The 18,215-nt window shown below is 42.5% G+C and carries 28 protein-coding genes, 2 tRNA genes and 1 pseudogene; 2 read left to right on the top strand and 29 right to left on the bottom strand.

Annotated features, from left to right (window positions below):
* Positions 1 to 288: 288 nt before the first annotated feature.
* From HHO41_RS04895 to HHO41_RS04875, 5 genes are all read right to left on the bottom strand, one after another.
* On the bottom strand, positions 289 to 1,443 hold the full coding sequence (locus HHO41_RS04895; protein ID WP_169096059.1) for a hypothetical protein: 1,155 nt from the start codon (positions 1,441 to 1,443) through the stop codon (positions 289 to 291).
* Positions 1,444 to 1,590: 147 nt separating this feature from the next.
* A complete protein-coding gene (locus tag HHO41_RS04890) occupies positions 1,591 to 2,562 on the bottom strand; it encodes a tyrosine-type recombinase/integrase (RefSeq protein ID WP_169096057.1) in 972 nt (323 codons plus the stop codon).
* A gap of 144 nt (positions 2,563 to 2,706) precedes the next feature.
* Positions 2,707 to 2,791 (bottom strand) — tRNA-OTHER (locus tag HHO41_RS04885).
* A 175-nt stretch (positions 2,792 to 2,966) separates the two neighbouring features.
* The gene (locus HHO41_RS04880; protein ID WP_169096055.1) at positions 2,967 to 3,233 is read right to left on the bottom strand and encodes a hypothetical protein; all 267 of its coding nucleotides are present in this window, start codon (positions 3,231 to 3,233) and stop codon (positions 2,967 to 2,969) included.
* Positions 3,230 to 3,535 (bottom strand): hypothetical protein, encoded by a 306-nt coding sequence (locus HHO41_RS04875; protein WP_169096053.1) that lies wholly within the window; start codon positions 3,533 to 3,535, stop codon positions 3,230 to 3,232. The genes HHO41_RS04880 and HHO41_RS04875 overlap by 4 nt, the downstream gene beginning before the upstream one ends.
* Before the next feature lie 151 nt (positions 3,536 to 3,686).
* On the opposite strand from HHO41_RS04875, the gene HHO41_RS04870 reads away from it, so the two are divergent.
* Positions 3,687 to 3,830, top strand: a complete 144-nt coding sequence (locus HHO41_RS04870; protein ID WP_169096051.1) for a hypothetical protein — start codon at positions 3,687 to 3,689, stop codon at positions 3,828 to 3,830.
* Between the two features lie 158 nt (positions 3,831 to 3,988).
* Here the strand turns inward: HHO41_RS04870 and HHO41_RS04865 are convergent, their stop codons facing one another.
* From HHO41_RS04865 to HHO41_RS04760, 24 genes and pseudogenes are all read right to left on the bottom strand, one after another.
* Complete coding sequence (locus HHO41_RS04865) at positions 3,989 to 4,378, bottom strand: phBC6A51 family helix-turn-helix protein (RefSeq protein ID WP_169096050.1); 390 nt, start codon at positions 4,376 to 4,378, stop codon at positions 3,989 to 3,991.
* A complete protein-coding gene (locus tag HHO41_RS04860) occupies positions 4,378 to 6,363 on the bottom strand; it encodes a tape measure protein (RefSeq protein ID WP_169096048.1) in 1,986 nt (661 codons plus the stop codon). The genes HHO41_RS04865 and HHO41_RS04860 overlap by 1 nt, the downstream gene beginning before the upstream one ends.
* The gene (locus tag HHO41_RS04855; protein ID WP_169096046.1) at positions 6,360 to 6,710 is read right to left on the bottom strand and encodes a hypothetical protein; all 351 of its coding nucleotides are present in this window, start codon (positions 6,708 to 6,710) and stop codon (positions 6,360 to 6,362) included. Before HHO41_RS04855 ends, HHO41_RS04860 begins: the two co-directional genes overlap by 4 nt.
* A gap of 153 nt (positions 6,711 to 6,863) precedes the next feature.
* Positions 6,864 to 7,181 (bottom strand): hypothetical protein, encoded by a 318-nt coding sequence (locus HHO41_RS04850; protein WP_169096044.1) that lies wholly within the window; start codon positions 7,179 to 7,181, stop codon positions 6,864 to 6,866.
* 17 nt (positions 7,182 to 7,198) lie between these two features.
* Entirely contained in the window at positions 7,199 to 7,372 is a 174-nt protein-coding gene (locus tag HHO41_RS04845; protein WP_169096042.1) for a hypothetical protein, read from the bottom strand.
* Complete coding sequence (locus tag HHO41_RS04840) at positions 7,362 to 8,042, bottom strand: hypothetical protein (protein ID WP_169096040.1); 681 nt, start codon at positions 8,040 to 8,042, stop codon at positions 7,362 to 7,364. Before HHO41_RS04840 ends, HHO41_RS04845 begins: the two co-directional genes overlap by 11 nt.
* Complete coding sequence (locus tag HHO41_RS04835; RefSeq protein ID WP_169096038.1) at positions 8,042 to 8,227, bottom strand: hypothetical protein; 186 nt, start codon at positions 8,225 to 8,227, stop codon at positions 8,042 to 8,044. The genes HHO41_RS04840 and HHO41_RS04835 overlap by 1 nt, the downstream gene beginning before the upstream one ends.
* A gap of 14 nt (positions 8,228 to 8,241) precedes the next feature.
* Positions 8,242 to 8,589 carry a hypothetical protein gene (locus HHO41_RS04830; RefSeq protein ID WP_169096036.1) on the bottom strand — a complete coding sequence of 116 codons (348 nt, stop codon included), beginning with the start codon at positions 8,587 to 8,589 and terminating at the stop codon, positions 8,242 to 8,244.
* A 3-nt stretch (positions 8,590 to 8,592) separates the two neighbouring features.
* The gene (locus HHO41_RS04825) at positions 8,593 to 8,802 is read right to left on the bottom strand and encodes a hypothetical protein (protein WP_169096034.1); all 210 of its coding nucleotides are present in this window, start codon (positions 8,800 to 8,802) and stop codon (positions 8,593 to 8,595) included.
* A gap of 116 nt (positions 8,803 to 8,918) precedes the next feature.
* Positions 8,919 to 9,317: a cysteine-rich VLP protein gene (locus HHO41_RS22565; RefSeq protein ID WP_169096032.1), complete on the bottom strand. Its 399-nt coding sequence runs from the start codon at positions 9,315 to 9,317 to the stop codon at positions 8,919 to 8,921.
* The gene (locus HHO41_RS04815) at positions 9,310 to 9,828 is read right to left on the bottom strand and encodes an HNH endonuclease (protein ID WP_169096030.1); all 519 of its coding nucleotides are present in this window, start codon (positions 9,826 to 9,828) and stop codon (positions 9,310 to 9,312) included. Before HHO41_RS04815 ends, HHO41_RS22565 begins: the two co-directional genes overlap by 8 nt.
* Positions 9,829 to 9,924: 96 nt before the next feature.
* Positions 9,925 to 10,059 carry a hypothetical protein gene (locus HHO41_RS22560; RefSeq protein ID WP_282434261.1) on the bottom strand — a complete coding sequence of 45 codons (135 nt, stop codon included), beginning with the start codon at positions 10,057 to 10,059 and terminating at the stop codon, positions 9,925 to 9,927.
* A gap of 44 nt (positions 10,060 to 10,103) precedes the next feature.
* Positions 10,104 to 10,550 carry a hypothetical protein gene (locus HHO41_RS04810; RefSeq protein WP_169096028.1) on the bottom strand — a complete coding sequence of 149 codons (447 nt, stop codon included), beginning with the start codon at positions 10,548 to 10,550 and terminating at the stop codon, positions 10,104 to 10,106.
* A gap of 14 nt (positions 10,551 to 10,564) precedes the next feature.
* Complete coding sequence (locus HHO41_RS04805; protein ID WP_169096026.1) at positions 10,565 to 11,767, bottom strand: hypothetical protein; 1,203 nt, start codon at positions 11,765 to 11,767, stop codon at positions 10,565 to 10,567.
* A gap of 384 nt (positions 11,768 to 12,151) precedes the next feature.
* Positions 12,152 to 12,385: a helix-turn-helix domain-containing protein gene (locus tag HHO41_RS04800; protein ID WP_169096024.1), complete on the bottom strand. Its 234-nt coding sequence runs from the start codon at positions 12,383 to 12,385 to the stop codon at positions 12,152 to 12,154.
* A gap of 495 nt (positions 12,386 to 12,880) precedes the next feature.
* Positions 12,881 to 13,141, bottom strand: a complete 261-nt coding sequence (locus HHO41_RS04795; RefSeq protein ID WP_169096022.1) for a hypothetical protein — start codon at positions 13,139 to 13,141, stop codon at positions 12,881 to 12,883.
* 68 nt (positions 13,142 to 13,209) lie between these two features.
* Positions 13,210 to 13,401 (bottom strand): hypothetical protein, encoded by a 192-nt coding sequence (locus tag HHO41_RS04790; RefSeq protein ID WP_169096020.1) that lies wholly within the window; start codon positions 13,399 to 13,401, stop codon positions 13,210 to 13,212.
* Positions 13,398 to 13,622: a hypothetical protein gene (locus tag HHO41_RS04785; protein ID WP_169096018.1), complete on the bottom strand. Its 225-nt coding sequence runs from the start codon at positions 13,620 to 13,622 to the stop codon at positions 13,398 to 13,400. Before HHO41_RS04785 ends, HHO41_RS04790 begins: the two co-directional genes overlap by 4 nt.
* Before the next feature lie 15 nt (positions 13,623 to 13,637).
* On the bottom strand, positions 13,638 to 14,177 hold the full coding sequence (locus HHO41_RS04780) for a site-specific integrase (RefSeq protein ID WP_169096016.1): 540 nt from the start codon (positions 14,175 to 14,177) through the stop codon (positions 13,638 to 13,640).
* A 59-nt stretch (positions 14,178 to 14,236) separates the two neighbouring features.
* Positions 14,237 to 14,776, bottom strand: a complete 540-nt coding sequence (locus tag HHO41_RS04775; RefSeq protein ID WP_248278363.1) for a DUF3102 domain-containing protein — start codon at positions 14,774 to 14,776, stop codon at positions 14,237 to 14,239.
* Between the two features lie 352 nt (positions 14,777 to 15,128).
* A complete protein-coding gene (locus tag HHO41_RS04770) occupies positions 15,129 to 15,614 on the bottom strand; it encodes a hypothetical protein (RefSeq protein WP_248278371.1) in 486 nt (161 codons plus the stop codon).
* Positions 15,615 to 15,641: 27 nt separating this feature from the next.
* Positions 15,642 to 15,851, bottom strand: a pseudogene (locus HHO41_RS22315) (helix-turn-helix domain-containing protein); the annotation flags it as partial.
* A 173-nt stretch (positions 15,852 to 16,024) separates the two neighbouring features.
* Complete coding sequence (locus HHO41_RS04765) at positions 16,025 to 16,987, bottom strand: tyrosine-type recombinase/integrase (protein WP_248278362.1); 963 nt, start codon at positions 16,985 to 16,987, stop codon at positions 16,025 to 16,027.
* 190 nt (positions 16,988 to 17,177) lie between these two features.
* A tRNA-Sec gene (locus HHO41_RS04760) sits at positions 17,178 to 17,274 on the bottom strand.
* A gap of 269 nt (positions 17,275 to 17,543) precedes the next feature.
* On the opposite strand from HHO41_RS04760, the gene HHO41_RS04755 reads away from it, so the two are divergent.
* On the top strand, positions 17,544 to 17,969 hold the full coding sequence (locus HHO41_RS04755) for a DUF2621 domain-containing protein (protein WP_169096012.1): 426 nt from the start codon (positions 17,544 to 17,546) through the stop codon (positions 17,967 to 17,969).
* The last annotated feature ends 246 nt before the right edge of the window (positions 17,970 to 18,215 follow it).

Below are 18,215 nucleotides of genomic sequence, written 5' to 3'. Positions count from 1 at the left end.
TGAATCTTCGAATCGTTTACCTCTTGCCATACAGACACACCCCGTTATAGTTGATATATTTATTATAACAATCTGTGTCTACTTTTTAGTCTAGCATCAGTTAGTCAATTCTTTTGTATCATCGTGTTCCTTTACTTGGACACCGTTAATAGTTTGAAACACAAAATTCCCCCTAACGATTGTATAGTTACAAGGTAAGTATATCATCGTAATAAATGGAATATTTTGAGTGTTCCTTACGTTTCTGTGTTGATAAAAAACAGTTGAATAAGCAACGGTTTTTCTTTTCTATATACTACTTAACTTTGAAAGATTAGATTCAGGATTTACGATAGAAATTTTTCTTCTTAAACTAAAATCAGGGGTCTCAAATCTATCCCACCATTGAAGTAATTTATGTTCTTCAGGTAATAAACTTTCAATAAATAATACTATTTCAATTGAATTAGTCATTGATTTCTCTACTTTGTCTAAATTGATTTCAAAGAACAGTTCCATAAATGACTTTTGTTTTGATTTATCTTCATAAGCAGTTGTATGTATAATTGAGTTCCTAGTATTATTAATGTGTTCAAATTCATTATATAAATCTTTCATTTTTTTATTATTTTCTTCGGTAGTTATAAATTTGGGAATAATAATTGTTTCGATAACGTTTGTATCATTTATATTTCTTTCGTTTAATTTGTATAAATTGGAAATATCATTATCCTCTTCAAATAGTTTAATTGATTTGAAGTTATAGAAAAGGTAGAATAGATAAGATTCTACAAATGTTACACAAGCTGTATAACATGTTCTTTGAAGAGTAAAGATTTCATATTCTATCTCTCTCCCTTTTTCACTCTTTTTAAAATCCAATTGTGAAATAAAACCAGTATGTTCTTCGGCTAACTTTTGATATTTCTTCCACCGTTCAAGCAGTAAATTCCATGAATTAATTAAATCACCGTATGTAATAAATTCTGGTATCGTTGGAATCAACCCTCTTTCTATATTAAAATCAATCCAATGATGTTCTTTTATAGGTCGTGCATGAGTATCTTTAAAGAATTCATCCAATGATATAATTTTCTCAAATTCACTTCCTTTCCAAAATCTTTTTCCCTTTTTTAATCCCTCTAGTTTCTCTCTAAAAAAACTAAATAAATAGTCTACTGTCTCACCTGAATCAGGATTATGGAAATGTCGAAGCCTTAAACAATAATGCACTTCCTTTTTAAAGTGCGGAAGTGAATAATTTTCACTAGCATTCTTGGGGTCTCTGATAATATCCTTAGCAATTTCTATATTTTCAAATTGACCAGTTTGGAGATGTTTTCCAGCGACAATGTTGAAAAACGTGGCTACAATAGAATATTTATAAAGCCGTTTTGGTTCTCCACTTAATTTTCTAAGCGTGGATGATTTTGTTAAGTATATTAAAGTATCTAATAAACCCATTAATTCCCCCCTTTTTTTTGTTAATTATAACACTCCAACTATTCTTTATATAAAAAATGGTACTTTAATGTAAATTTTTACTGAAATATTTCGTAGTCAACCTAAAAACGTTCCCTTAATCTAAATTAAAGGAACGTTAAATGATTATCATTTTCCAAAAATGCTGTTTATTGGTGAAAATGCATTATGTTGTTTTCTAACATCAGTATCGGTCATTTGTATATACTTTCTAACCATATTCATATGTGAATGACCTAGAATTTTTTGTAATGAAAAGGGGTCACCACCATTCATTACATAAAATAAAGCCCCTGTGTGTCTAAAAGTATGAGGTGAAACACGTTTCCTAGTGATTCCAGCCTTTCTACCAAAATCCCTTAAATTTATTCTTACTGTCGCATCATTAATTTGGTGCCCATCGTAAGTAAGGAATAGGTGTTCTGCTTCAAAATCTTCCGTTTCCTTCATATATTCAGATAATAGTTTTATAGTCTTAAATGATAGTGGAACTGTTCTTGCTTTCCTTGTTTTGGTTTCACCAGCTTCTAACTGAATGAATCCACCTTTTAAGTCCACATTACATCGTTTGATTGCAACCAGTTCGGATATTCTTACTAAAGTATCTAGAAAGACAAAAATAATAACTTTATCACGAAATCCAGTATATAATTCATCATCAATTACAGAAAGTAACTTCTTTATTTCTGCTGGTGTAAATGATTCAAGCGTATCTTCCGGTGTCTTTACTGGTTTGAAATTTTCATGAATAGGAATATCTATGTATCCCTCAGTATAACAAAATCGAATAAATGCCCTTAAAGTCCTAATTCTTACATTGGCAGTTACTGGTGATAGTTCTTTTTCGTGTAACATATAACCGACAAAGTCTCGGAATAACTCAGTCGTTATTACATCTACCGATAAATCTTCACCGATAAATTCTTTAAAGTAATCAAAATTAGTATAGTAATCATTTATCGTTCTAGATGCTAAGCCTTCAGTCTTTTTAAATAACATGAATCGTTCAAACATTTCAAACAGCGAAAATGATTCCATTACCTTTCTAGTAGTCCTTTTTCCAGCCTGTCCACGTTTGTACTTCCGAATAGTTTGTTGCATAAAAATAACCCCCTACGAATTTTTATAGGTGGTTAAGTGTAAATGTCCTGTACGGTTTCACTTATCGGACTTCATCGGTTTTGCTAATTTTTACCGATAAAACCGTGCAAGTGAAAATATGTACTAACGTTGATATTACTGATATGGCGGGACCGCGTGGGAATCGAACCCACCCAACCTGGCACGCAGGTCACAGACGGTTTTGAAGTTATCGTCAGTCCAACACGCCTAATCATTACGGACAATCAGCGGTATATCAACGGTCAATCAACCGTCGTAACGGATTTCGTTAAAAGTCCGTCACAGACTCCGTTCAACCTATACGGTTTAATTATAGACGTGCATTAATGCGGTAGTCAACGTATATTTCGCAACGAGACGGGCAATACTACGAATATTCGAATCTAACGACGCCGTAAATCGGTATGACGCTTGCATTTGACGCATTGGTACAAGTTCGGCTCGATTTCACGGTGACGCTTCAGCTTGCGGCAAGTTTGGCACGACATCGTTACGCTTCGTTCTTTGTAGTCGCTAACGTCATAGTCGTCATCGGCTGCGGCAACTTCTTCGATTAGATCGTCCTCGTCGTATGCTTCATCGTCACGGCTGCGGAATATTGCGTAAGTGATCACGGCAGACATCACGCCCATTACGAAACCATCTATCATAGGTCCTCACGTCCGCCCGTTATATACTTGACCTCGTTGCCGATTTTAAGGACGACAATGCGGTATGCTGAATAAGTACAGTATTCCGATTGGATTTCATTTATTATATTAACATCGTTAAGGCAGCGCTCAACAAGCATACCGGCGAGTGTAGTAGGTCGCATGTTGCAAGCGGTCGCCAGTCGGTTTAGTTTTGCGCTTTCCTTGTTGGTTAGCGATATGTTCACGCGATTAACTTTCTTATTCCCTAAGCCTTTCCCCTCTATCATTCTCGTAACCTCTCTTTCACATTGTCTTGACATTTGACAGTGTCAACCGTGTTACTGCGTTACAGTGTAACAACGGTAGGGGAGACTCCCCTCACAGTAAATTATACGTATATTTAACGTATTTATTACGGTTATCTTGATTTTAACGTAGCTTTACCGTAAAATCAACAGTGAGGTGATTAAAATGTCAGAAAAAAAGACTACAAGAGTAGAGATACGTTTGAATGATATTATGCTAAAAAAGGTCGATGATTATAAAGAGGATAATAGTTTACCTAGTCGCGCTGCTGCGATATTGGAGTTAATGCGCAAGGGTCTCGGAAAATAGGCACAAAAAAATAGCGCCGATCCCCCGCAATAGGAGAAAGGCGCAGTTTGCCTATTGACGCTGACTTCTTCTTATGTCAGCTTATGCGAGCAATCGCGAAATAATGCACGTACTATGTAAAGTACGCCCACTCTTTTTGAGTGAGGCGTTTTGTTTCGTTACTTTGCGCGTCGTAGCGCTCGAATGCGTTCGATTTCGGCTTGCATCGTCTCGACGTCGTGTTTAGGTTGCTCGCTGTGTTTCGTGCGGTCCTCGACTTCGAGTTTGTCCGTTAACATGCCGACCGATTGCAAGATTAGCTTTGCGGCGTTGGCCGAGCCGTGCTGCGTTGCCGACTTAAACATCGCTTCGAGTACGTCCGGAATACGGTTCATTGTATTACGACCGATTTCCCGTTTGAGTTCGTCTTGAAACTCGATATCTTGTTTCCATCGGTGCAAGGTCATACGTGTTACACCAACGGCCTCCGCAATTTGATCTTGCGTTAAGCCGCCGTTTTTAGGCTGCGCGAGGTACTTAATAGCCTCGAGTTGCTCCTTTTTTAACATTATCTCACCCCGTTCATTCGTAATTTTAGTCCGAGACTATCGTCAATGAGTCGGCTAATGTCGCTAACTGTACTACGTGCGATTTCGTGACCATCGATATATAACGGAATCTCGACCGTTACTTTTTGCGGTACTTGTTGACGTTGCTCCGTTTGGCGAGGTTGCTTGATGTCGTACACGTAAGACGGCGGTGCTTGTCGGTCGATTTTCGGAACCGCAGCCATAGCCATGTCGCGCGAAGCGTTTTTAATGGCGTTGACCTGATCGCTAATACCGATAACTAGACCGTCACCGGCATACATACCTAACTCCATTAACACACGGCTCGGTGAGTGAATGTCGAGCAGCTTCTTAATGCCCGCCGGAATCTTCGCTGCTATCTTCTTAACGGCGCCGGCAACGTCGATTGACTGTAACCCTTTGAGTAATCCGTTAATAATGTCCTTACCAATTTGCAGTAAGTCGATTCCTTCGAATATGCCAGTGATTCCGTTCATAATGTCGGTTGCGATCTGCTTAACGGTGTCGAACGCTCCTCGCCAGTCGCCTGTAAATACTTGCGAAAAAAACTTAATCCAGCCTAAAATTACGTCAATGGCCGTCGAAACGATATTTTTGATTAAACCCCAGGCAATTTGCACGATACCCGAAATAATCGGCCACGCAATTTGGAAAATCGCGGTAATATTCTGCATAATTTGCGACAGATAGCCGGAAATAAAAGACCACACGTTTTGCGCGGCCTGCGTTATTTGCGCTCCGTTTTCGTCCCAAAACGCCTTTATTTTCGCTAACTGGTCGCCAATAAATCCGGAAACCTCGGACATTACGCTAGTCACAACGCCTTTAATAAATTCTAACGCGGTATTAAATGCCTCTTTAATCCACGCCCAGGCAGCGTCTACGCCGTTACGGAACCACTCAACGTGTTGATACGCCCAAACAAACGCAACCGCTAGTGCTGCGAGTGCGGCAACGACTAATAAAATCGTTCCACCAGTTCCGGCAAGCATTGGTCCAACTTTAGCAAACGCCCCGCCTAACTGTGTAAATCCTTGAATTATATTTGGTAAAAATCCGACAAACATCATCAAACCACCGGCAAATAGCGTTAATACCGGTATAGCGAGCGCTGCAACTGTTGCGAATGTCTGCACGCCTTGTGGAAGTTTCTGAAACCACTCACTAAACGCTTGTACTTTTTCAAGCGCGACTCCCATCGCTCGAGTGATAGGCTCAAACAACGGCTTCGCAAACGTGCCCGCCATGATTACCGCTTGCTCTTTAAGGTTCGCTAATCTACCGGCAAACCCGTCTGCTTGCTTTGCAGCAGCACCTCCGAACGTCGTTTCGAAACCTCGTTGTAATGCCGGTAACGCGTCGGTTGCTAGCAGCTTACCTTCTTCGGCCAACTTCATTAATTCGCCTGGCGTTTTTCCCATTTGTTCGCCGAGTATTTTCCAGGCTGGAATGCCGCGTTCTGCGAGTTGGTTCATTTCTTCGGCGCTGATTTTGCCTTTTGCCTGAATTTGACCGAGCGCTAATAAAACGCCGTCTAGTTCGGCAGCACCACCACCGGCCGCGGCTACTGCGTCGGCGGTTGCGTATAGCATTTGAGTCGCTTGGTCCGACGCCATACCCATACCGATTAATCGACGAGTACCTTGCAACATGCCGTCAAATTCAAACGGTGTGTTGATAGCGAAGTTTTGCAGGTCTTTCATAATCCGCGCAGTTTCATCGGCGGATCCGGTTAAAGTTTGCAACCCGATTTCTGCTTTTTGCATTCCCGCGAGATAGTTTAAGCCAACGCCCATCGCTGCGCCAGCAGCAACGGACATTGCAGCGCCCGCACCGGCCACAACTTTACCAGCGTTAGCTATTGTGTCAAATGCTTTTTGCGTGGACGATTGTAAGTTCGACATTGTTTTCGAAAAGTCGTCAATTGCCGAAATCTTGAATGAAATATTTAATCCGTCACTCATGATTTAGACACCCGACCTAACTGCCTCATTACATACTGCGCTACTAGCCTATTACATTCTGCCATCTTATCGACTGCGTGCTTGTAGCGACCTTTAGCACCGTACTGGCACGACTTCATAGCCGTTGCAAATGCGCCCGTAATTAGACTGAAATGACGACGATCATCGCGACTAAGCTTTAACGCGTGTAACTTCGCTAATCCGTCGTTAAACTTGCGTTCAGCTTCGCGGAAAATATCGTGCAATTCGTCGATAGTATCGGCGTTGTGGCGCTCTTTCTCCATATAGCGTCCTGTTTCCGTCAGATATTCGTCGACGATTGCTTTAACATCGTATAAGTTATTCATTCCGTTTTTCCTCCTTTGTTCGTAATAAAAAAGACGCCCGCAGCCGAAGCCACAAGCGCCAAGTTTGACCGACAACGTCGGCCGACCGTGTATTACTTTTCCATGTTGCGGTTAAGTGAGATCCAGCAGCGCATGGAATTTTTTTTCTATGAATTAGGCGAACACTACCGAATTAATTTCCGGCTCCACGGTTAATTTATCGATGTAATGCTGCTTTAACGTTTCGGTCAGCGCATAGCCTTCCGGTAGAATAATAGTTACATTTGCGTCAGTATCTTCATTTCCTACCAAACTTCCAATTAATCGTTTCATTGCGTTGTCAATCTCATCGGTTAATAATCCGTTTCGATGTAATCCAGTAAAAAATGAATCATAACCTTCTTTTTTAATTTCCGAGGAAAAACCTGTTCCCGCTGCTCTAAAGTTAGATTTCTGATAAACTGTTTTTCTTACTGTAATTTGTACGTTCATTTTTATTTCCCCCTGTTTTATCGTTTAATTTTGTGTTTGATACGCTCGTACATCTTGCGGCCGTGCTCAGCCAAGTCCATATAGCGCGGTTGTTGACGTGCCGGATTGTTAATAGACGGGTCGGCGCCACCACTATATTTCTGCTTTTCCAAACGTTCAGCAACTTTTTGCTCAAAAGATTTATCGCTCACGCTCACTCACCGCCTTTAGCTGCTCATACGCTACCGCCGGATTTTGATACTGTTTGTAGGCGCTCAATATAGCGCAGTTTTGCATCGATTCTGCTCCAGGTGCAGCGCCTTTTAGTTCGTGCTTTACTGAGTCTAAACGTTCCGACGGAATCGAAATATCGTTCAGCGCCATTGACAGTGCGGCCTTTTCCTCTGGCGTGGCGTTCTTCAGTCTTGCGACTAACATATCGGCTAAGTCGCTTTTGTTCTGCGCTACGCTAAATTGCGTCTTAACTGCGTCAACAAACGCCTTCGCTGTATCGTCTATCGTGATTTCAAACGCCTTTGCTGCGTTTTCGCGGTACGCGACTTCTAAATCCACCTCATAGGCGTCTTTCTTTTCCGCCACAGCTTCGTCAAGATCAATGCGTAGCTTTTTAAGCTGGAACTCACGCTCCGCCTCGTTATCGCGGTAGCGTTCTGACTTTGCGATTTCGTCGCGTTCCTTGCGGTATTCTTTTACTAATCTGCTAATCTCGCGTGAGTAACCTTGTATGGTCGGAAAATTGACCGGCACGCCGTAGCCTTCCGCGACTAGCCGTTGACCGTTGGCGTCGTCATATTCGTAAATTTTGCCGCCGTCGTGCTTAACACCGCCAAATGTGTGTGATCTCGTTAAATAAATTTCCATTATTTAGCCTCCTTAATAACGCTTTCTAGTTCGTCTAACAACGACGTGTCGTGACTAGCTGCGCGTTGTAATAGTCCGATTAGGTGCTCGTCCAGGTGCTCGAATTGACGTAGCTTTGCGGAAAATAATTCCTTTTTCGCTTCTTCAACTTGCTTGTAAATTTCTACTAATTCATGTAGTTTCATTGTTTAAATCCCCCTTATAATTTTTCAATAATATCGCTGCGCCGTTTTAGCGCGTCCTCGCACAACATTCTCGCTGTAACGACTTTTTTTAGGCGTTCGCTGTGAATCGTAAATCGTGGCGCAAACTCGTCGCCCCGTTTATAAAACGAAAAGTCCGGAATCTTTAGCGTTACCTCGTCGCCTGGCGCTAGTTGTTGCTCAATTACGTTTATTAGTTCGTTTTGCGCTTGCTTACGGCTCGGCATCGGTCCAAGATATAAACTGGCAATCCATACCGTTTGGCCGTCGACGCGTTCCTCGATGCCGGCTCCGTAATGGCCGTCGCTATCGTCGTGTAATAACACCGCGCGAAATTTACGCAATCGTTACACCGCCTTTTTCCGTGATTTGCCCGAAGTCCTATGGCCGAATATGACCGGAATTTGGGAAACTACCGTTTTAAATGGCGTATGCCGGCCGAAGTCGATTATCTCGGTTCGTTTGCCGTCTGACACCTTAACGCGAATAAATCGCTCGTTAGGCGGCAGCTTTTCGTGTGGCATACAATACATAACGTTAAGCTTGTCTTGTTTCAACGAACATCCCTCCAATGTCACGCTATTGACGTGCATATTTATAGTAAGTAATGTATTTGTAGCCGATAGCCATTTTTTGCACTTAAAAACACTGTTATATCAATGGTTTATAGCGTTTAATCCCGTGACATTTTACGCCGTTCTTTTTGCTTTCTTGCCCTCGCCTTATCGCGCTCATTCAACGATCGGCAGTCCTCGCAATATTTGGCAGCATTGCTTGTCTTTTCAAACGGTTCGCCGCACCGGTGGCACGTTGCCGACGGCTTTTTCGTTTTCTTTAACGGATAACCTCGCGGAAAATAACCGAGATATTCACTATTTAACGATTTATCTGCCGGCAGCACCGACGTCATAAAATATCTGCATACGTTGCCTGGTAAGCTGTCCGTTTTAATGGTTACGACACAAGCACCGCATCGCTGCAACTCACAAGTGCCGTCTTTATAATTGACGCATTCGTTGCGAGCAAGGCGGCCTAGCTTCGCTTGTATCGAATTTAGTTCACGACTATTCATCCGGTTCCATGTCCTCTAGCACTGATTTAATGCTAACGCCCTTACGCGTCGCCATTTTTTCGATTACCTCGCCCACCTCTTCAAAGTCGCGCCATTGTAATAAATCGTGGCTAGATTTCGACGAATTGCACGACCGACAAGCTACCGTAATATTACTGAACGTATTTGGTCCGCCTTTAGCTAACGGAACGATATGCTCCATGTGATAATCTTCCGTAACATTACCGCAGTAGCTGCATTCGCCTTGTGCCGTTGTAAACGTCCATATTACGTCCATTAGCGTTAAATCGTCCTCGACTTCGTAGCCGTTGCGTTTTATCCATTTGCGACTAGACTGCAATGCCTGTGACGCCTTGCCGCGTAGTGTTTTATTGTACCGGCGCATTCTATCGCTTGATTCTATTCGTTCACAATCGTTGCAATTTGTCCGTCTATTGCCGTTATAAAGAAATTCCGTTACTGGCTTCGTTTCTTCGCAGCGTGTGCATGTTTTCGTTTCGATTTTACTCATCGCTGCCACCTCCGATTTCTAACGCCTCGTTTAACTTTGCGTCAATACCCTTTAATAGTTCTAATATTTCGCTCATTCCAATCCGCTCCAATCCGTTTATTTTAGGTTAAGCTGTTTTTGTAATGCGTTGATAGCTATTTCAATTTCGCGGTTAACGTACTTAATGCCGGTCTTTTGAACGATTGCCAAGCCGACAAAATACAACGCTAGCGCGATTTTATCCGTATCCATTCCAATCACCTCCACGTTAAAATAAAAAAGCAGCGGTTAGGCTGCTATTCTTTAGTTACTAATTCGAAGTAATGTTCCGTTTGCTCGTCCGTGTAATCGTCGAACTTATCGGAAAACTCACTATATTTAGCTTGTGCTTGCTCATACTCGACTTTTAGTTGTTGATATTCCGTATGGTCTTTTAACGCTTCTTCTACGTCGTCCGGTACGTTGTCAGTACCGAATACTGCGACTTCCGGAAATTCAAGAACTAATTGTTCTAATTGATCGACGTCTTTTTGCAAACTCGAATATTTTTCGTAATACTCGATAGTTTTTTCGTCGTTTTCGAATAATAAATCGTTTATAGTGTCCTTAATATCATCGGCGACTTCTTCGATTACAACGTCGAACGCATTTAACGTTACTTCGTTACAACCTACTCGCAACTGTTTCGCTAGTTTTAAGAATTGTAATTCGTCTTTTGCCGTCTCTTTAATTTTTTCTAACATTCTTATCCACTCCCTTAAATTTCGTAATCCGCCCATGCTTTTAATAATTCACGCATACGGCTTGACGGTAAATACAAATTAATAGGCTCGTTGTTTCGTATTCTTGAACGCCATATCCACTGAAGTAAATCGGACACGGCCAACGCTTCAACGTTTACAGTTACGCCGTTATCCTCGAAAAATGCTCGCTCATGCGGATTTGGGTATCGGTTAAATATATACGCCAATGTCGAAACGTCTTGATATTCGTTTGTCGCTCGCGCATTAACCGGAATATAACGACCTTTATAGCCTTTAGGCGTTAACGGCCCTTCTAATTCCTTTAGAGTCGACCAAAAAACCTCGTGTTTTTTCGCCTTAATATCGTTAATAAAATAGCCGTAAATATGGTTTTTCAATTGCTTTAATGTATCAAGGTCGCCACGACGTAAGAATGTAGCGCTCAATGCGTTCTTACGGCTGCCAATATCGTTCTTTTTTCCCTCGTAAATATCAATAAGTCCGAACAACTCTCGCCGGTTCTCCCGTGTTCTATCGTAATCAATCAACGAATAAACACCGTTAGCCGATACAACGCTTTTATACTTATATTCAAAACGAAACATATCGTAGTAATACCGTTGGATTTGCCCGTCGAACATATACGTTAAAATTAAAACCTTACTAAACGCAGCGAATACAGAAGGCGGAAACGCCCATATTAAGAACTTGCCGCGGTGATAAAATAAATTACCTGCTTGCGCTAGTTCGCGAACATCTCGATAACGGCTATCGTCGTGAGGGTCGCCGGTCCAAATTACCTTATTACCGTCGATTATAATGTCGCCACTTGCTTCGAGTTTCTTAATGTCGCTTGCCTTAACGCTTACTGGCTCGATAACAGTCATAACTTCGTCTAATATCAACGTGTAGCCTGAATCCGTTATTAACTCGATCAACTCGTCGTCGGCCGTTTGGAACAACGAATGAGTCGAAACAATGTCGGCGCCTTGTACGATTAAATCTTTCAGACTACGCATTTTAGTTTTTTCAACGTTTGCGTTGTTAGGCGGTAGAAAATTACGACTTGATACGCTACTTTTCACACGCTCAACTTCGGTTAAGAACGGCGTAATATAGATGAATTTTTCTAACGGCGAGGCTTCGTTCATATACTGAATCGCCCACGACGTCTTTCCTGCTCCCATAATCGAATCTACTACTGTAATGTTAACCATCCTATCCACTCCTAAATTGTTTTTTAATTGCGCTACTCGACTCCGTTTTAGGAAGAACTCTTCCTAAAATTTTTTACGAGCCTTAGAGCCGCAAGGGTTTCAGCGTTTTTTCCTTAAAAGAAAATATATACTTTTTTTAAAAACCTTGTGTCTAAATTCGTACCTCATTTAGCCACTGCCACCGTTTAACGAAACTTATTTCCGAAATAAAAGAACACCGAAAAAGTAACTGCAGGCGATTGTTCTTTATCGACTGCCAGGCGTTAGCCTGTGTTAATTCGCTACGAATTAGCGTATCTTTAGTTATAAGGACGACACGCTAGAAACCGCGTCATTACTGACTTTTTCGACGTTTAGTGTCGCAGAATTAACCGTTAACCGTTGTCAAGTAGCGTTAACGCTGTACTCGTTATAAACGGCGGTAATCTGCGCCAGCTTATCCGGTGTTAGTTGTAGTTCGGCTACTAACTTACGCCTTACGCGATCAGTTAGGTTGCGTTTGTTATTTTCGATGTAATTTACGTATGCTCCGGATATGTCGCACAGTGCGCCGTACTCGACCGTAGATAATCGGTAGACTTTGCGAATCATGCGAAACTCGTTAGCCGTTAAGTGCATCGTTTAGACCCTCCTTTGTAATACGTTGATTTTTATTAACACTTACGGAAATAAAAAGAGCGTGCTGCGTCCGCCGGCTAGACGTTGCAAACACGCTTGTATGTTAGTTAAAAGTTCTTTCATAAAACATAGATAACTAAACGGCAAAAAGTTGAGTACCTTCATAATAAAAGGCAAACAATCCAGTGATTTTATACCCTTCATTCTTTATTACGTAACATTTCGGCAAAAATGTCGTTTAAATTCCCCTTCATAATACATAGATAACTAAACGCTTAAAATGGTACTAATTTCTTACTAATCCTGATATAATTTCGGCTGAAAGTAAGCCTTCATATAATAGTCCGTACTATTCCTAAAATGTTGACGTGAGGTATCCTCCTACTATAAATATCGATTGACAATGGCTAGTGCGGAGTTTTTCGCCCCTATACTATATATAACGCTCAAAACGCGCTGCTTGGGTCGTTTTCGGCATAAAAAAAAGCCGCCCCATTATAGGAGCAGCGCCATTTCAAGTTCGATTACCTCGTCATCTTCATTCGCAATAAACTCGCGGCCGTCATCGGCTGCAAACATTCCCACCGGACAGTTGTTGTCGTTAACATAACCGCTAAACGTCCCCTTAATAATTTCGTATGTAGCCTTGTTGTAGCTTGATTTCGCCCAGTCTGTCGCCATGTGTTCGATCGTCTCGCAAACGTCCGTGATGCTTAAGCAAATAGTTCCGTCTAACAAATACGCCTGTTGTCTCATTAATACAGCCACCTTCCGCGGAATTGATTTATAATTTCGTCATTGACAATTCATTTCCTTGTTTTCCGTTATCTGTTACTTTTTTCGTCAATACTTTTCGACAATTCTGTGCGCACGTATTGCAATTCATCCAGCACCTCTGCCATGCCGTCGGCCTTATCGTTTTTGCCAATCTTACGGCGGAACTCAATGCTGTGTGATTCTCGTTCGATTGCTCCGTCAATGTAGGCGAGCAGTCGCTTTAGTTTAGCTTCGTTCATACCGCAAACCCCCTATAACGCATTTCCTCGCGGATATTAACTGTTCGGCCTTCACCATAATACGCACGTTCCAATACTCGAATTGCCTCAAGCATAGCCTTTGCGCTTCGATACGATGGACAATCGCTAAGTTTTCCGTATTTTCCGCTGCGTAGTTCGTCTGCGACATCATCAAGTTCAATCTCGTAGTACGTTTGAATAGCTCCAATTACGTGGTCCATAACGTTTTTCACCCCTTATAAGTTTAGCGCTTCGAATACGCCGTTAACTTGGTCTTGCGTGATTCCGATATAGCGTAGCGTCTCGCGTTGACTGCTGTGATTTAACACGTTCATTAGTAACGAAATATCAACTCCGGACTGATACGCGTGATAAGCCATCGTCTTACGTAGCGTGTGTGTGCCGATGTTGACCGTTAAGCCGGCGCGGCCTGCTGCTTCGTTTAATATCCGGTAAGCTTGAACGCGGCTAATGGCCCCGTTGCCTTTGCGACTCGGAAACAGATAGTCGTTGTCAGCTGCGTTGGCCGGCACGCACTTTTTAACCGCCTGGCTAATCGCCTTGTTGACGCGGAACTGCTTCGACTTGCCCGTTTTCTTTTCCGTTAATGTGATCGACTCTTTGCCTCGTACGTCGCCGACCTTCAGCGCCAGTATGTCGCTAATACGTAGTGCCGAATTGATTCCGAATATAAATAGTAGTTGATCGCGGCCGTGTAGCGCCTTTTTCATGCGGTCGATGTCGCGTTTGTTGCGGATTGGTTCGACTACGTTCATAAGTAACGCCCCCTCGTTTTGTTTCGTTACCGTAATATTACCGTAGCTTTTACGTAATGTCAACGGGTTAGCGAAAATAATTTTGTTTCGCCTGTTGACGGTATTGTGTGCGGTTGTTCGCGTTGTTCTTCGGGTATTTGCGCAATCAAGTATAGCGCGTCCATTCCTAAACGTGGTGACGTCACCACATTCGACTTAGACAATTCGTCATATATTCGAATGAATTTATTAGCGTTACTTCTATCCACTCCGATTGAATCGCACCACTTCGACCATTCTCCGTGCGCCAGGTCGTTCTCCTTAACGTGCTTCAACCGTTTGCCGATTTCGAATATTGCTTCGCCGGCTACTCGTTGGTATGCGTTAATTTCCGCAGCGTGTCCGACTTTACCCCCCGAGGTTAAAAATTTTATCGCAAATTTTTTCCGCCTGGCGTCGACATTCCGTAATCGGGTCCGAGTCTCTGACTTTGGCGCATATCTGAATACGGGAGGGATAGGCTGCTGAAAAATGACCCCGCCGCCCCCTATTCCGAAGTGCATACGATATACAAACGACTGCATAACGAATGTAACAGATGCGTGTTGTGTTACGTTCATTCGATTAAACAAACGTTTATATGACGCGGTTTATCCGTTGTTGACTGCGAACACGTTATCGGCCTAAGTTTATGCAGTCGATGAACCCGCATTGCTACGTTGTGATCGTGTGCATGGCGATGTATAAGAACGTGCATAAAATAAACGGATACCCTCGAGTTTTCCGGACGGTCACGCGTCAAGGCCTCGCGCCTGGTAAAATAGCGCTCCAACTATCGGAATCATGCCGTTATGTAAACGCCTGTATTCGTCCTAACGTAACATTGCACGCAGCCAATATCCGCAATTATACCGAGTTTCTTCTATTATATATCCGATTAAACACATCGGAATTACAAAGTTACATGTAACGTTATTGCGCTAACCAATCGTAAACAGGTATGTCGCTAACGCCATTAGCACGCTTAATACGACGTGATATTTCCGCAGTTACTTTGTTCCATGCTCCGTATAAGCAGCCGTATATACTACGGACACGACCTTGTTTGTACGCAAACACAACCGCCTTCAATACGTCGATATAGTCGTCGCTGTGGTCCTCGATTCTAACGTCACGGTCAACGCTTGCTTTTGCTCGTAGTAAGATTCCGTAAACGTTATACATGTCGTCGTCGTTAAAATACGGTTTTAACGCATTGTATAACGGCTCATAAATCGAACGTTTTAACGCGCCTGCCGTCGCTGGCGCCGTTTCTTTTGTATTATTGTTTTTAGGGTTTATAGACGGAGATTCTTGGTGTGCCACGTCGGTATGACACGGCGTTGCTGCCGGCTGCTCGACCGCACGTTGGATTTCGACTAGGTTGCTCGTTTGACGACGGTCGCCTGTTTGACGCATACGTGTCGACTGGCGAATAATGCCGAGTAATTCCAGGCGGTTGCATACACGGACAATAGTACGACGTGACTTGCCGATCAGTTCGGCGATAGTTGATTTCGCGAGGAATGAACGCCCGATGTCCTTGCAGCTATAACGTGCTAAGACGTCCAGGACTTCGAGTTCGGTTGCGGATAGTTTGTGATTGCGGCGATGTGTGCGGACTGTTTCGTTTAGTTCTTCGATTGATTTATACATAGTTTCGGCTCTCCTCGTTGGAGCGCTCGCCCTAATACGTACATATGTTCGATTTTAAGCGCATAGTTAAACAAACGTTGACTAGACGCTATTTTTTCGATAATATATACGTAGATAATTTGAATGGGGCGTTTGGTTGTTTGCGGCAACCGCGCTCTTTTTTTGTTTATCGGTTATTTTTTAAACACGTAATTTAACGGCGAAAACGCACTGTGTTGGTTCTGAACGTCCATGTTGGTCATTTGAACGTAACGGCGTACCATGTTCATGTGTGTGTGGCCCAAGATTTTTTGTAATGAGAATGGATCCCCGCCGTTAAGAATGTAGAACAATGCGCCAGTGTGCCGTAGCACGTGCGGACTAACTCGCTTGTCTTTTATCTTCGCGACTTGTGCGGCAACGCGCAGATTATCGCGGACAGTTGCCTCGCTCATTTTCTCGCCTTCATACGTTAAAAACACGTAATCGCTGTTAAATTGCGTAGTCTCGTCTAAATATTCCGATAATATTTTCGTTGTACGAGCCGATAAAGGCACGTAACGACCGACGCGGTTCTTTGTGTCGGCAGCTTCGAGTCGAATAGTCATCGCTTTAAGGTCCACATTTGACCGTTTGACGTCGACAAGTTCGCAAACTCGCATCATTGTATCGAGCAATACAAACGCGCAAACCTTTGCCCTAAAGGAAACGTAGCTGCTATCGTCCATTGCGCCTATTAGACGGCGAAATTCGTCTGTCGTTAGTGCTTCAACGTTATCTATTGGCGCCTTAATCGGCTTGAATCGGCGGTGTATCGGTTCGGTTATCCAGCCTTTTTCGTCGTATGCGTAACGTAGAAACGACCGGTTAGTGCGAACGCGAATGTTAACGGTGGCCGGCGAGTAGTCTAATTCCTCGATCATGTGCTCAATCCAGCCGACAAATAACTCTGTCGTCATTTCTTCCGCTGTAATTTCTCGCCCGATATATTCCTTTAGATAACGGTAATTTATGTAATATTCGTCGATGGTTCGGCGTGCAAGGCCTTCGCCTTTTTTAATCAGCATGAACTCGTCGAACATATCCGACATTGTTAAGTATTCAGATATAACGCGTTTTGGCTCACGTTTTAATATCCGTGTGCTATTTTTGCGCAAAATAAAAACCCCTTCCGTAAAAAATACGTAAGAGGTTGAACGGTTTCATATTCAGTCTAAAACGGTTTAATTAATCGGTCTGACACAGTCTTATCGTAGACTGGGCGAAAACCGTGTTGATATATCGCTTCAATCACCGTAACAATCAACGGCTACAATCACCGTAAACCCTTGCGGTTATTGGTTGATATGGCGGGACCGCGTGGGAATCGAACCCACCCAACCTGGCACGCAGGTCACAGACGGTTTTGAAGACCGCGGAGGACACCAGTACCCCATCCAGCCCCATTGTAATTATGAAGTGACAAGCTTTATTATACTGAGATATTACCATTTTATCAAGTGGCGAAAGTGAAAAACGTCGAATATTGTCGTTGCGCCCATATACTTGTCATTTATTCGTAATATTTACTATAATGATAATAACGAAGGGCAGAATATTTTGCATTTTTGATTTTTATGAAGCAGAAACGGTTATCGATGATGTTCGTAAAAATCACCCCGGTTGACGGAGAAACAATGCTGCCCGAAAATAATGGCTTTGTAGGTGAACAAGATGCTTCATAATTGGTTTATGTGGTTTATCGCCTTTTGGTGCGCAGTCATGGTTGTGTTGATGACAATTGGCGGCTATTTTATGTTTCGCAAGTTCTTTAAGAAATTACCTAAGCAGGATGGCAAGTCTGATATGGATTGGGAACTGCATTATATTAATGAAACGCTTGAGCTTTGGGGCGATGAGCAAAAAGAGTTTCTTAATGACCTAGTTAGTCCTGTACCAGAATTGTTCCGTGATGTAGCCAAGCAAAAGATTGCCGGTAAGATTGGTGAGCTTGCCTTGGCAGAACATGCAAAGGCCATTACCCAGGATTTAATTATCCGCGGTTATATTTTGGCAACACCAAAGCGCGATCATAAATTTTTACGTAAAAAAATGGACGAGCGTCACATTGACCTTGCTCCATATGAACAATTTTTCTAAAATGACATATCAAGGTATCTGCTAAACTTTTCGAAATTAGCTTATGAACTGCCCATGAGTCCAAAACTCATTATTATTTCATGTGAAATGAACTTATGAAAGGCTCATACGGCCAAATCTCGGCAAGTATTCTATTGAAATGGTCATATGAAGGGCTCATACGGCCAAAACTCAGCAAGTATTCTATTGAAATGGTCTTATGAAGGGCTCATAAGGCCAAATCCCAGCAATTATTCTTATGAAATG

Origin of the sequence: Bacillus sp. DNRA2, from assembly GCF_012843265.1 — a bacterium.
In the GTDB taxonomy this organism is placed as follows: Bacteria; Bacillota; Bacilli; order Bacillales; family Cytobacillaceae; genus Bacillus_BU.
Note: the sequence above shows the minus strand (reverse complement) of the source record. Positions and strands in the feature narration are given on the sequence as shown.